General features: G+C 36.4%; 15 protein-coding genes. 3 read left to right on the plus strand and 12 right to left on the minus strand.

The window, feature by feature from the left end:
* Window positions 1–65 precede the first annotated feature (65 nt).
* A complete protein-coding gene (locus MOC86_RS26850) occupies window positions 66–581 on the plus strand; it encodes a gamma carbonic anhydrase family protein (RefSeq protein WP_268586939.1) in 516 nt (171 codons plus the stop codon).
* Window positions 582–601: 20 nt separating this feature from the next.
* Here MOC86_RS26850 and paaX read toward each other — a convergent pair whose 3' ends face one another.
* The 12 genes from paaX to paaA all read right to left on the minus strand — a co-directional run bounded on the left by paaX (window position 602) and on the right by paaA (window position 10,914).
* A complete protein-coding gene (gene paaX, locus MOC86_RS26855; RefSeq protein WP_019394474.1) occupies window positions 602–1,498 on the minus strand; it encodes a phenylacetic acid degradation operon negative regulatory protein PaaX in 897 nt (298 codons plus the stop codon).
* 348 nt (window positions 1,499–1,846) lie between these two features.
* Window positions 1,847–2,623, minus strand: coding sequence for an enoyl-CoA hydratase-related protein (locus MOC86_RS26860; protein ID WP_268586940.1), 777 nt, complete (start codon window positions 2,621–2,623; stop codon window positions 1,847–1,849).
* A 64-nt stretch (window positions 2,624–2,687) separates the two neighbouring features.
* Entirely contained in the window at window positions 2,688–3,890 is a 1,203-nt protein-coding gene (locus tag MOC86_RS26865) for an acetyl-CoA C-acyltransferase (RefSeq protein WP_268586941.1), read from the minus strand.
* Complete coding sequence (locus MOC86_RS26870; RefSeq protein WP_243509823.1) at window positions 3,887–4,762, minus strand: 3-hydroxyacyl-CoA dehydrogenase; 876 nt, start codon at window positions 4,760–4,762, stop codon at window positions 3,887–3,889. Before MOC86_RS26870 ends, MOC86_RS26865 begins: the two co-directional genes overlap by 4 nt.
* 80 nt (window positions 4,763–4,842) lie before the next feature.
* Window positions 4,843–6,360, minus strand: a complete 1,518-nt coding sequence (locus MOC86_RS26875; protein ID WP_268586942.1) for an aldehyde dehydrogenase family protein — start codon at window positions 6,358–6,360, stop codon at window positions 4,843–4,845.
* Window positions 6,361–6,374: 14 nt separating this feature from the next.
* Window positions 6,375–7,148, minus strand: coding sequence for an enoyl-CoA hydratase-related protein (locus MOC86_RS26880; RefSeq protein ID WP_268586943.1), 774 nt, complete (start codon window positions 7,146–7,148; stop codon window positions 6,375–6,377).
* Window positions 7,149–7,162: 14 nt separating this feature from the next.
* Entirely contained in the window at window positions 7,163–7,939 is a 777-nt protein-coding gene (locus MOC86_RS26885; RefSeq protein ID WP_268586944.1) for an enoyl-CoA hydratase/isomerase family protein, read from the minus strand.
* Window positions 7,936–8,241 (minus strand): EthD family reductase, encoded by a 306-nt coding sequence (locus MOC86_RS26890; protein ID WP_019394481.1) that lies wholly within the window; start codon window positions 8,239–8,241, stop codon window positions 7,936–7,938. The genes MOC86_RS26885 and MOC86_RS26890 overlap by 4 nt, the downstream gene beginning before the upstream one ends.
* Window positions 8,242–8,263: 22 nt before the next feature.
* Window positions 8,264–8,761 (minus strand): 1,2-phenylacetyl-CoA epoxidase subunit PaaD, encoded by a 498-nt coding sequence (gene paaD / locus MOC86_RS26895; protein WP_268586945.1) that lies wholly within the window; start codon window positions 8,759–8,761, stop codon window positions 8,264–8,266.
* Window positions 8,762–8,786: 25 nt separating this feature from the next.
* Window positions 8,787–9,599, minus strand: a complete 813-nt coding sequence (gene paaC / locus MOC86_RS26900; RefSeq protein WP_268586946.1) for a 1,2-phenylacetyl-CoA epoxidase subunit PaaC — start codon at window positions 9,597–9,599, stop codon at window positions 8,787–8,789.
* Window positions 9,596–9,946, minus strand: a complete 351-nt coding sequence (paaB, locus tag MOC86_RS26905; RefSeq protein ID WP_019394484.1) for a 1,2-phenylacetyl-CoA epoxidase subunit PaaB — start codon at window positions 9,944–9,946, stop codon at window positions 9,596–9,598. Before paaB ends, paaC begins: the two co-directional genes overlap by 4 nt.
* Before the next feature lie 17 nt (window positions 9,947–9,963).
* Complete coding sequence (paaA, locus tag MOC86_RS26910; protein WP_268586947.1) at window positions 9,964–10,914, minus strand: 1,2-phenylacetyl-CoA epoxidase subunit PaaA; 951 nt, start codon at window positions 10,912–10,914, stop codon at window positions 9,964–9,966.
* A gap of 1,078 nt (window positions 10,915–11,992) precedes the next feature.
* Here paaA and MOC86_RS26915 point away from each other — a divergent pair.
* Together MOC86_RS26915 and MOC86_RS26920 are read left to right on the plus strand one after the other, a co-directional pair.
* Window positions 11,993–13,318 (plus strand): phenylacetate--CoA ligase family protein, encoded by a 1,326-nt coding sequence (locus MOC86_RS26915; RefSeq protein WP_268586948.1) that lies wholly within the window; start codon window positions 11,993–11,995, stop codon window positions 13,316–13,318.
* 255 nt (window positions 13,319–13,573) lie between these two features.
* Window positions 13,574–13,822, plus strand: coding sequence for a ferredoxin (locus tag MOC86_RS26920; protein ID WP_268586949.1), 249 nt, complete (start codon window positions 13,574–13,576; stop codon window positions 13,820–13,822).
* Window positions 13,823–13,970 lie beyond the last annotated feature (148 nt).

Below are 13,970 nucleotides of genomic sequence, written 5' to 3' on the forward strand. Positions count from 1 at the left end.
ATAATAATGTTATACTATAGATAAAGGAAAAACAATTATAAATTCTCTATAAGGGGGACCCTAGTATGATTATTTCTTATAATGAAAAAGAACCGGATATTCATAAAACAGCATTTATAGCGCCAGGGGCTTATGTGATAGGAGATGTAGAAATCGGAAAAGAAACGACTATTTGGTTTAACGCTGTTTTACGCGGTGATGAAGGCGCTATCAAGGTTGGAAAGAAATGTAGTATCCAAGACAATTCAACAATTCATCTATACGCTGGCTGCCCAGTCACTGTTGAGGATGAAGTAACAATTGGACACAATGTAATTCTTCATGGATGTACAATTGGAAAACGTTCTATTATTGGAATGGGGTCTACCATATTAGATGGAGCTCAAATTGGTGAAGAATGTATTATCGGTGCTAATTCACTTATTCCTTCTGGAAAGGTCATTCCACCTCATTCTCTTGTTATGGGGTCCCCAGGAAAAGTTGTTCGTGAAATAAATGAGAAGGATTTAGAAGTTATTCAATTGTCTATTGATTCCTATGTCCAAAAAGGATATGAGTTTAAGAAAAATTTAAGCAAATAAAAATTCCTAAGAGCTATCTCTTAGGAATTTCTAATTTGTTCACTAATTAAAGGATGATCTGTAGAATCGTATGATTTACTTTTATGGCTTAAATCATTATCTTTTTGAAAAATGTCTTCAAAAAACTGGTTAGCAGGATCAGCTAGCATTTTATAGTACTGGCTGAATAATAAGGCTGCATGATTGCCAATCCAACGTGCTGGTAATAGTTCTTTTGGAAGGCCAGGATCAACAAATAGAAATTTTCGATATTCATGGATAAGATTCGTTCTCTCTACAAAACATTCTGCATCAGTCATCTGGCCTCGCTGAATGACACTTTGATGGATAATATATGTTTTACTATACGTATCAATAAACTGTTCATATTTTTGTTCAATCTCTTCTAATGGCCAGCTCTTTTCTACTAATGATTGATTTGTATGAGGTCCCTTATAATCAGATATAAAGAAATCAACATATTGTTCAATATTATATTTATCAATCAATAGTTCAACTTCTTTTTCTAGATTATTAGGTGATAACCAGCAACCATTTGAAAAACTTCCAAATCCGCTCCATATTAACTCTTTTCTAAACTCATCACGGATTTGTCTTTTTTCCTCTGGAATGGTATACATGAGAATTCTCCACTTTCCGTCCCATTCATGAGGATTTAGTTTGTAAATTCTCCGCGCTGCTTCTTCAATTCGATTAACGCCTCGAGGAGTTAGAAAATAATAGCTCTTATTTCCTTCTCTTTGAGATTGTAGCCATCCTTGTTTGACCATACGTGAACAAGTGACACGTACAGCTTGTTCGTTATGTCCAAACTCCTTTAATAAACGTATTAAACTGCCGATCCAAATTTTATTACCATAATGGCGAATATAATCACCATAAATCGTAAAAATCATCGATTGTGTGTTCGTACTCATTAATACCTCACTCTTTCTACTCGCTCACCCTGTTTTATGTTATACAGCGGAGTACTAAAAAGCTCTTAAATATATTCTCTAATACCCCTTCATATTCATTGTGATGAAGAGTTGTTAAAGTTCTTTAACTAATAAAAGTTATTATTTCTTAAGCCTTCCTTCTAATGCACGAGCCATTTTTTTGATTTATCTAACAATATCATATCGAATATTTGTTAACCATGGCAACTATTATTTTCCTTCATATTAGGTATGAACTTTTTAAAAATAATAGTTTTCTTCTACAAGTATGAATATTTCACTCGTTTTTCATTCAAAAGTCATGATTATATTTTGTTACGGAAGCGGCTATTTTCCTTTAAACTTTGGTATTCTTTTTTCACTAAACGCATTCAAGGCTTCTAACCTGTCTTCTGTAGGTATCGTTACTTCATAAGCTTTTGATTCAATCGCTAATCCCGTCTGCAAATCAACATTCATTCCTTGGCTAATAGCATATTTAGCTTGCTTTAGAGCAACTGGGCCATTTTTCATCATTTCTGCTGCAAAAGCTTCGCAAGATGGCATGAGCATGTTCTTTTCAACAACTTTTGTAAGTATGCCGAGTTCATATGCTTCTTGAGCTGCAATTTTCCTTGCTGTAAAGATCAGTTCTTTAGCTTTTGCCTCTCCAATTAAACGTGGCAATCGCTGTGTACCTCCAGCTCCTGGAATAATCGCCCAACTTGTCTCTGTAAGTCCAATCTTTGCCCCTTCGACAGCAATAGAAAAATCACATGCTAGCATTAATTCAAATCCCCCGCCAAACGCGTATCCATTTACTGCAGCAATAGTAGGCTGAGGAAGGTTTGCAATACTATTGAAAACATCTCGGATCGCCTTTACATTTCGTTTCACCTGCATCTCTGATAATGTTTTCCGTTCCTTTAAATCCGCACCTGCACTAAAAGCCTTTTCACCTGCACCTGTAAAAATGACAATGTTTACATTTGAATCTAGATGAATCGCAGCTACAATTTCCTGTAGTCGCTCTAATGTTTCATAGTCAAAACAATTTAACACCTCTGGGCGGTTAATTGTAACATACCCAATCATATTTTCAACTCTGTATAAAATACGAGACATGATTTTTACACTCCTTTTCTATAAAACAACCCTTATCTAGCATAGGGCTAAATAAGGGACTCCTCTATTTTACATTTTCCACAATTGTTGCAATTCCTTGTCCAACACCCACACACATTGTACTAAGGCCATACCGGATATCTTGTTTTTTCATTTCGTAAATAAGAGTTGTTAATATTCTTGCCCCACTTGCTCCTAGCGGATGTCCAAATGCAATAGCTCCTCCATTTACGTTCACTTTCTCTGTATTTAACTCTAGTTGACGAATACATTCTAAAGATTGAGAAGCAAAAGCTTCATTTAATTCAACTAGCCCAAGGTCCTGTATTGTTAAGTTGGCACGCGACAAAGCTTTTCTAGTAGCCAAAATCGGGCCTAACCCCATGATGCTAGGTTCTAATCCCGCTGTTGCACCAACCACATACTTTACAAGCGGTCTTAAACCTAATGCTTTTGCTTTGTCCGCACTCATTATTAGAAGGGCTGAGGCTCCGTCATTAACACCTGAGGCATTTCCTGCAGTAACCGTTCCTCCTTCAAAAAGGGGTCTTAATTTTCCTAATGTTTCTAACGTTGTATCAGGACGAGGATGTTCATCCCTATCAATAACAACTTCATTGCCTTTTCGATCTCGATACATAACAGGTACAATTTCTTCGGAGAATCGATTTTCTTCCATTGCCTTTTTTGCTTTTTGTTGACTTTCAAATGCAAACTGATCTTGTTCACTACGTGAAATTTGAAATTGTTGGGCTACATTTTCAGCCGTTTTAGGCATTGTTTCTGCCCCGTATATTTCTTCTAATTTTTTATTTGTAAAACGCCAGCCAATTGTTGTATCTTGTAACTCCATACTGCCTCTCGGAAATTCTTTATCGGGTTTAGCCATCACTAAAGGTGCACGAGTCATGCTTTCTGTGCCCCCAGCAATATAAATATCCCCTTCACCGATCGCGATAGCTCTTGCTGCATAGATTACAGCATCAAGACCTGATCCACATAGACGATTGACAGTAGTTCCCCCTACACTTGTTGGAAGTCCTGCTAGTAAAGCTGACATTCTAGCCACATTACGATTATCTTCACCAGCTTGGTTGGCATTCCCCAATATCACTTCTTCAATTTGATGAGGTGGGAGGTTCGGGTTACGTTCAATGAGCGCCTTAATAACTATCGCCCCTAAATCGTCTGGACGTATATTTTTTAAAGCTCCTTTATATCTTCCAATAGGAGTTCGCACTGCATCTACAATAACAACTTCCCTCATTTTTTGACCTCCTCTTTTGACTTGTTTGTATAATCGTATACACCTTTACCTGATTTCCGGCCTAGACGCCCAGCTTTCACATATTGCTCCAGTAACGGAGCTGGTCGGTATTTTTCACCTAACTTTTCATGTAAATACTTTAAATTATTTAAACGTGCATCTAACCCTACCAAATCGACAAGTTCAAATGGACCCATTGGATAATTTAATCCTAGTTTAATAGCTTTATCAATTTCCTCTGGCGTACCTAATCCTTCTTGTAACATATAAAAAGCCTCGTTTCCTACTAACGCACTGATTCGACTCGTTACAAATCCAGGAAACTCATTAATCACAACGCTTTTTTTCCCCATTTGCTCTGCTACTTCTTTAATAAGTTGTGCTGTTTCATCACTGGTTTCTAAGCCGCGGACGATTTCAACAAGCGGCATCTTATGTACTGGATTAAAAAAGTGCATAGCAATTGTTTTTTCGGGGCGTTTAGCATATGAAGCAATTTCTGTCGGACTCATTGTTGAAGTATTAGTAGCGAAAATACAGGAATCAGACGCATATTCTTCTAGATTATGAAACACTCCTCTTTTAATTTCTGTTTTTTCAGGCACAGCTTCAATGATTAAGTCTGCTTGACTTCCTGCCCTTTTTAAATCTGTAGAATAGGAAAGATTTCTTTTAGCTTGTAAAACTAATTCGCTAGAAATATGGCCACGATTTAAACTCTTTTCAAATAAACTAACAATCTCTTTTTCGGCATTTTGTAAAGCAGATTCATCCACATCTATTAATGTAACCGAATACCCCCCTACAGCTGATACGTAAGCAATACCTCTGCCCATTACACCAGAACCTACTACGACAATATTATTTATCATTGTTCCGTTCCCCCCTTATGTTTTACTTAAAAGAGTACGGATAAAACTCTTATAGAGCTTTATCCGTACGTATTCTAGGCTTACAAGCCAAATGGATTCAAAGGACGGCTTCCATAGTAAGAAATAATACTTTTTGTTTCTGTATATAAATCAAGCGTTTCAATGCATAACTCACGGCCAAAGCCTGACTGTTTATATCCACCAAATGGAGTGCCTGGGAATGCAGAGAATGGACAATTGACCATTACAATACCAGCTTGAATTTGGTTTGCTACACGTGTAGCACGCGCTCCATCTTTTGTCCAAAGAGCTGAACCTAAGCCAAATTCTGTATCATTTGCGAGTTTAATCGCCTCTTTTTCATCTGTAAATTTCATAATCACAACAACAGGACCGAAGATTTCTTCATTTACTACTTTCATTTGATGATTAACATTTGCGATAACAGTAGGTTCATACCAAAAGCCATTTTCAAATCCTTTTACTTCGGCAACTTTGCCGCCAGTTAAAATATCTGCCCCATCCTGTACTGCGGATTTTACATAGCCATCAATGACATCTAGTTGATTTTGATCAATGACCGCCCCAATGTGTGTACCTTTATCAAATGGATCTCCTAATGTTAATTTTTTTGTTTTTTCAACAAACTTACGAACAAACTCATCATAAATACTTTCATGTACATATAAACGAGAACGAGCTTCACATGATTGTCCTGTATTATAGAAGATTCCAAATAATGATCCATCAACTGCTGCATCTAGATCTGCATCATCAAACACGATGTTTGGAGATTTCCCTCCTAACTCTAACGTTACGCGTTTTAACGTTTGTGACGCTCTTTCCATAATATTTTTTCCGATCGGAGTTGAACCAGTAAAGGCAACTTTGTCCACTTGTTTATGTTCAACTAAATAATTCCCAACTTCTGATCCAGAACCTGGAATAACATTTACTACGCCTTCTGGTACACCAGCTTCAAGACAAATTTCGCCTAGAATGATGGCTGTTAATGGTGTTAGGGAAGCTGGTTTAACAATCACAGAACATCCTACAGCTAGAGCAGGAGCAATTTTCCATGCTGCCATCATTAATGGGTAGTTCCAAGGAATAATTTGAGCGCAAACTCCGACAGGCTCTTTTTCTGTATAATTTTGAAATTGCCCTGGTACGCTATTAACAGCACCACGATGACCAACAATAGCTGAAGCGTAAAATTCGAAATCCTCAATTGCCTGCATGACTTGCCCTTGTGCCGCATGAAGAGATTTTCCTGTATCCAAAATCTCTAACTCTACTAATTCATTGAATCTAGCACGCATAATTGAGGCAATTTTATTTATAGTACGCGAGCGTTTATTAACGGGGTACTTCTTCCATTTTCCATAATCAAATGCTTGACGAGCTGCCTGAATTGCCTTTTCTGTATCTTCTTTAGAGGCTTTTGCTACTTCAGCGATGACTTCACCTGTTGCAGGATTATACGTTTTAAATGTTGAACCATTGCTACTTTCTAGTTTTTCTCCATTAATGATAAGATGATAAAATTTTCTCTTCATTTCCGGTTTTTCTACTTTTGTTTCTTGAACTGTTGACATATAATCCACTCCTTTTAATTTCCGATAAAAACAGGTTTTTGTTTTTCTAAAAATGCTTGAACACCATGTCGATGATCTTCTGTTGTTCCAGCTATTCGCTGACCTTCCGCTTCTTTTTCTAAATATTCATTAAGAGATAGGTCATTCGCTAATTTTAAATATCGTTTAATTAAACCGATTGCCTTTGTTGGCATAGTTGCTAAACGTACAGCAAATTCTTTCACTTCTTTTTCCCATGTATCTAATGAAATGACCTTTGTTGCTAACCCTAAATGTTCGGCTTCAATCGCTGAAATCTTTTCTCCTAAAATAGCTAATTCTGCTGCTTTCGCCTGACCAATTAATTTTGAAAGAAAGTACAAGTTCCCTGAGTCTGGAATGAGTCCAACGTGAATAAACGCATTCACAAAACTTGCTTTTTCTGATACTAATCTAAAGTCACATGCAAGGGCCAAGCTAAATCCGGCCCCTGCTGCAGTACCATTTACTGCAGCTATAATAGGCTTTTCACACATCATAATTTGCTTTATCATTGGGGCGTAATGCTCCCGTAAAACCTGACCGTGATCCATGTGTTCATCAACTTCTGCTAAATCTTGACCAGAACAAAAGGCACGTCCTTCACCAGTAATAGCAATGCAACGGACATTTTCATCTAAGGAAGCATCTTTGATAGCTGATTTAATCTCATGATTCATTTGAGCAATGAACGCATTAAGCTTGTTAGGTCTATTTAAGATCAGCCAAGCTACTCCATCTCGGACATTATATTGAATGGTTTCAAACATACTTTTTAATCTCCTTATTTTCCTTTAAATTCTGGCTTTCTTTTCTCAGAAAACGCTTTCATTCCTTCTTTTTGATCTTCTGAAGAAAACAATAGATAGAAGTTCTTCCTCTCATATTGCATCCCTTCATATAAAGGGTAATCTACTGCTTTATTGACAGAATCCTTAATGAGACGCAAGGATAAAGGAGGTTGTTTAGATAACTTTTTAGCGAATTTGAACGTTTCTTCCATTAATAGCTCATGAGCAACGATTTTGTTAACCAAGCCATACTTTAAAGCCTCTTCCACAGGAATTCTGTCTCCTGTCCAAAGCCATTCCAACGCTTTTGCTCTTCCCACAACCTTTGTAAGACGTTGTGTTCCCCCTGCTCCTGGCATCACACCAATATTTACTTCTGGAAATGAAAATTCAGTACCGTTTGCTGCAATTAACAGATCACAGCAAAGCGCTAACTCAAACCCTCCGCCAAATACAAATCCTTGTACAGCTCCAATAATCGGTTTTTTTATCAATGAAAGACGATCCCAATCAGCAAATTGATTTAACAGCTCTAAATGAATAGGTCCATCATTAGCCATTTCTTCAATATCAGCGCCAGCTGAGAAAGCGCGCCCTTTTCCTGTTAGTAATATTGTGACTACTTCATTATTCCGATCAAGCATTTCCATAGATTCAACGATTTCTCTTACCATTGTACGATTCAATGCGTTGTACTGTTTAGGCCGATTAAGTTCAATGATTCCTACTTGATCTCTAATCGAGGTTTCAATAAATTCGAAAGTGCTCACTTTACTTCCTCACCAATCATTAAGGTAACAAGCTCTGCTGCAAATCCCATCAAATCTTTTCCAGATGCTTTGCCTTCAGCTGATTTTAATCCTTGTTTTAGAGCTTCATGATCATCATAGTACATTTCACATAATAGATAATATTTACCTTCTCCACCCATAGGAGAACCTACGATTTTTGTTACTTCCATCTTGCGAAGACCTGGGATTTTTTCTGTAATTGGTCCATGTACATTAAAGTAATGCTCATCAAACTCCTCTTTGTTTTCAGGATGCTTATATAACGCGATTAATTTTACCATTTTATTCCTCTCCTTTTTTTGTTTATAATAAGGCTGACATTGGTTTCATTGCCTCAAATGGATTTTTACAGCTTTTACAATATAAAATACTTCGACAGGCCGTAGGTCCAAAAATATTCTCCATTGTGACATACGTGGATTCGCAATATGGACAATCAATATGCCATGATCCATCTTCTTTCATATGGCTAGGGGGAGATATCCCAAATTTTTTTAGATTTTGGCGTCCTTTTTCAGTAATGCGATCAGATGTCCAAGGAGGTGAGTGAATAAATTCTACCTGTACATGTTCAATGGCGTGTGCATTTTTTACCGCCTGTACGATGTTACTTTTAATAATTTCAAGAGCTGGACATCCGGAAAAAGTAGGAATAACTTGAATATAAATGCTATCTTCCCGGACCATAACCTTTTCTACCATTCCTAAATCGAGAATACTTACAGTATCGATCTCCGGATCTTTTACTTGTTTTAATGTATCCAGCACATCTTGAATCGTAACGCTTAAGCGTGCAACCATTTTTTTCACCTCTTTCTCTATGTGCTTACCAAGGGACTGCTGGATCTATGCGGTATACTTCCCCTAATGTTAACAGGGCCTCGTCTAACTCATCTGTATGCTCACCATTTCGTCCGTTCTTATTGTGAGCCTCTATCTCTCTAGGAAGCTCTGCTCCAACTGATTCTAATACAGGACTAAGAGCTGCTACCCATCTTTCTTTTAATACATTTTCTTCTTCAATCAAGTTAAACTGTGGGATAGATTCCCCATGAGCTCCAAAGGAGAACACATCATCAAAGTCTTTCATTACTTTCCTAATGGCCTCATTCATCCGTTTTTTTGCTTCATCTGTCGTGCTTAATAATTGAACAAACCATGTTTTCCAATGAAGAAGATGATAGTACAATTCCATGTTAATTTTCACAGCAATATCAGCGAGAGACGGATAACTACTTTGTTTTAAGGAATCAATTTTCACCTTTTTTACTAGTGTATAGAAGTAATTTCTCACTACTGCATAAGCCCAATCATACTGAGGATCTTCCATATAATGACCAGGACCATTGACTCGTTCAACTAGAATGCTATTTTTTCGTTCGGAGGCTGGTCTAGCATGAGCTAATTCATCTGCGCTTCCATGCCCCAGTTCTTCTAATAGGCGATAATACAAAACAGCATGCCCCATGCTATCTTGACTGATCGAGGAAGAAGCCACATCTTCTTCGATATGTGGAGCTAATCCTAGCCACTCGGAACCACGGTAAGAGAAGAGAAAGTCATCATCTGCAAGCTGAAATAGTAATTCTGTCAGAGCTTTTGTATAATCTAGATTCGTAAGGTTGGCTGTTGCACTCATTTTTTTGTTCCTCCCCATGACAAAATTTCTTTTTCATCCAGCATTTGTTGTTCATAATGACGCCATTTCTTCTTTAAATAGCCATACCCTTTTGTTGTCCGATATTGTTTGTTGTCTAAGCGTGCGAGGATCTGTTTTTCTTCGGGATTTATCCCGCGAATATCAGTACGATTAACGACCCAAATATCAGTAACTGGTTCACGACGCATAAAGTTCTCTTGAGCCATCACTAAAGCCATGTCAGCGTTTGGTGCAAGTAGACTGAATTGGTGTTGAAATGAAGAATTAGGTGTACGTTTACTAAAAACCTCATACTCTTGGTAGAATGTTTTTTTATTAGTTTCCATCCGTCTATACTCCTTTCCTAGCTAATCGCTGCGCTTAGTGCTTCACGTACCCATGCGTTACTTTCGTAAGAAGTTCGGCGAAGGTTAAGTCGCGCCTCGGAACGAGGTCCTTGATTTTTAATGATTTTCTTAAATTCATTCCAATCCGGTTGTTGATAAATCCATGTTTTTTGTTCTTCATCATAGTGAAGCGATGGATCTGGAATCGTTAACCCCAGTGATAAAATACGAGGAATGTATTTAGTAAGAAAATCCTGTCTCAATTCTTCATTTGTTTTTGTGCGAATTTTATATTTTACGGTTACGTCTTGTTTAGAAGTACCCGTTGTATTACTTGTCGCTGGACCAAAGAACATAAGTAGAGAATCCCACCAGCGATTTAATGCTTCTTGAATCATGGCTTTTTGTACTTCTGTTCCTTCTGCTAGGGCCATAATAATAGCCTCTCCGTGCTGAGCATGAAAGACCTCTTCTGCACAAATTCGTTGAAGAGCACGTGCATAGGGACCATATGAAGCACCTAACATATTTGTTTGGGTGATAATGGCTGCGCCATCTACTAACCAACCAATTAGCCCAGCATCTCCCCACGTTTTAGCTGGCATATGAAATACATTATGAAACTTAAGATCTCCATTAAAGAGATCTTGCATTAAGTCCCCTCGGTTTTTTCCGTAAGGCTTTAATAAATCTTCAGCAACACGTAATAATAATTGACCATGTCCCATTTCATCTTGTACTTTAGCCATAATCCCGAGCTTACGATGAAGAGAAGGAGCTTTAGGAACCCATTCTTTTTCAGGAAGCGCTCCCATTATTTCGCTAATTCCATGCATGGAGATTAATTTAATCAATGTTACTCGATATTCTTCTGGCATCCAGTCTTCTGCCTCAATTTTTTCACCTGATTCAATGCGGTGTATAAAATTTTCAAGTTTTTCTTTTTCTGTAATTTTAGTTGTACTCATTCTTTATCCCTCCCCACAACTTCCATAACGGTTTTTAAGTGTTATTACTTTTTTTGGTTATGTTGTAATACACAATTGCTTCTCCATATCTTTAGAAACAAATAAAGATTGTTCTTTATCCCTCTCCTATTGCATTTTTCGTGTCAATTCATCCCTTTATAACACCAACTATTTATACACTTATTGAAGACTTATAAATAGTTGAAATGCTATGGAATATGAATTCAACATCAACTTACAATATAACGAAAAAAAATATTTTTTTATTTTATTGTTATATCGTTGGGTATAATATAACACGTTTTTTATCATTTGTATATATTTTCTGAAATTTCTTGATTAATTTTTTTGATGTTTAAAATATGAGCACCTTCTAAAAATAATAGATCAAATCTCATTAAATCTTTTGGATAAAGAAAGATTTATCAATTCAGACGTATGCTTTTCTTATATCTTTTCTTATCTATTTAAATCTTACCAAATCATAAAGGACAGATTGTATATCCCCCATTTGTAACTAATGTCATTTACTCTTCTTCCTTAATGGCTATACCCTTTATTCTACTCTTCTTTTTATTTATACCGTTCCTCAATCCCCTTCGGTAGGAATTGTATAATAAACTCTCTCCCCTTTTCTATTCATTCACACATCATTATTTTTTAAACAAATTATAAAGTAATAAAAACGACAAACATAACACACATATATAAAATTACTATAATTTCGTTATATATAATTTCCGCTTTTTTCATGTCATTTTAATTTTTAATTAATATAAGAAAAAGTTCTCCTTCTTATTTTCGCAAATTAAACTTCATACATGAAAAGACTCATGATTCCCCTCTTTTTAAACTGGAATAAAACCAAACCTAAAAACATGATCCATAATTGGAACTCAGCATTTTTTCTTATGTTTTTAAAATAAAAGGGGGAGAAATATCAAAAAATATTTACAATTCGCTCATTTTATGATAATTTTTGAATGTGTTATATAACTTTTTTATAGTTATAGTTTTTAAATTGTTATATTTTTTGTAAGCGTTTTAATTAAAAGGGATACGAAAGGGGATAAAATTTGTGATTATTCATGACGTTGAAATGTATTCTCGGAAAGAAATGAAAGCGCTACAATTAAGTCGTTTGAAGGAAACCCTAATAAGAGTCTATGATAAAGTACCTTTTTATCAAGAAAAATTTAGGGAGCTTACGATCTCACCTGAAGATATACAGACGTTAGAAGATATAAACAAATTACCGTTTACTAAAAAATCAGATTTACGTGAAAATTACCCTTTTAATTTATTCGCTGTTGATATGAAAGAACTTGTCCGTCTCCACGCCTCCTCTGGTACAAGCGGGAAACCTACAGTAGTAGGTTACACGAAAAATGATATTTCAAATTGGTCTGATATTGTGGCAAGAGCAATCGCTATTGCGGGTGGAGAACCAGCTGGGATATTTCACAATGCATATGGATACGGGTTATTTACAGGTGGATTAGGCCTTCATTATGGAGGAGAAAGACTCGGAATGGCGACAGTACCTATTTCTGGAGGAAATACAGACCGTCAAATTTCTCTTATTAAAGACTTTAAACCTTCTGTAATCGCTGGGACTCCTTCCTATATTTTAAAGATCGCTGAAGAAATGGGAGCAAGGGGTTTAAATCCTAGAGAAAGTTCAATCAAATTTGGTATCTTTGGGGCAGAGCCATGGTCTGAGGAAATGCGGAAGATTTTAGAGGAAAAGTTCGATCTCAAAGCCTGTGATATCTACGGTCTTAGTGAAGTAATGGGGCCTGGCGTTGCTGTAGAATGTCATGAAGCTCAAAATGGCCTACATATAGCTGAAGATCATTTTTTCGTAGAAGTTATCAATCCAGACACCCTTGAACAAGTACCAGACGGTGAGGAAGGTGAACTAGTATTCACTAGCTTAACAAAAGAGGCTTTCCCTGTTATTCGTTATCGCACAGGCGATATTGCGTCTATTACTAGAGAAACTTGTAGGTGTGGTAGAACCACAACAAGAATGTCACGTGTAAAAGGTCGTATTGATGATATGCTCATTATACGGGGAGTTAACGTATTTCCATCTGAAATTGAACATTATTTAATTCAAATTCAAGAATTAGCTCCACACTACCAAGTTCACTTAGCCTGTGATGGTACATTGGATATAGTAGAATTACATGTCGAAATTAATGAAGAAATTTACCAAAGAGTAAATGGAAATATGGCTCATGAACATATTCAGGCAGTAGTAAGGAAAGTTCAACATTCTATGAAAAACAATTGTTTAGTAAGCATGAAGATCAAAGCGCTTGCTCCTAAAAGTATTCCTAGATCTGAAGGAAAAGCCATTCGTATCTTAGATAAAAGAAAATCCCTTTTTACTATTTAGTTTATGAAATGCATGGAGACATATCTAGCTTTCAATATAACTATTACCATCCAAACCGTTTCTAAAACGTTATAAACCTAGAGTGTGTACTAATAGTGATTCTAATGCCAAAGTTCAACCTCTTCATAGGACAAGGCTAATGAAAGAATAGTTCATTCTTAAATAGAGAACGAGATGTAGGCAGAAAACAGAGATTGATATACTTAAAAACTTGAACTTCTAGGGATAAATCTTACAAAGTAAGGAGGATGAGATATGACTAAATATACGATTGTAGATAAAGAAACTTGCATAGCTTGTGGAGCTTGTGGAGCAAGTTGTCCCGATTTATTTGAATACGATGATGAAGGTATTTCTTATGTCTTGCTTGATGACAATCAAGGAATTACTTCTGTCGATGAAGATTTTTACGATGATTTGGAAGACGCAGCTGACGGCTGTCCTACTCAATCCATAAAAGTGAGTTGTGAACCTTTTGATGGTGATCCTTTGAAAAACGAGTAAGCTTTTTGATTAGGTTTATTTTTACGGACAAAGCAAAGATTGAATATTTCTATTGATGAAATCCTTCTTCTCTTAGGAAAGCATAGAAAGTCTTCCACCAATGACCATAAAAAAGACAGGGATGGCTCTTTGATATTATCCCTCTTAG

This window comes from Priestia endophytica, from assembly GCF_026790145.1.
Lineage (GTDB): Bacteria > Bacillota > Bacilli > Bacillales > Bacillaceae_H > Bacillus_I > Bacillus_I endophytica_A.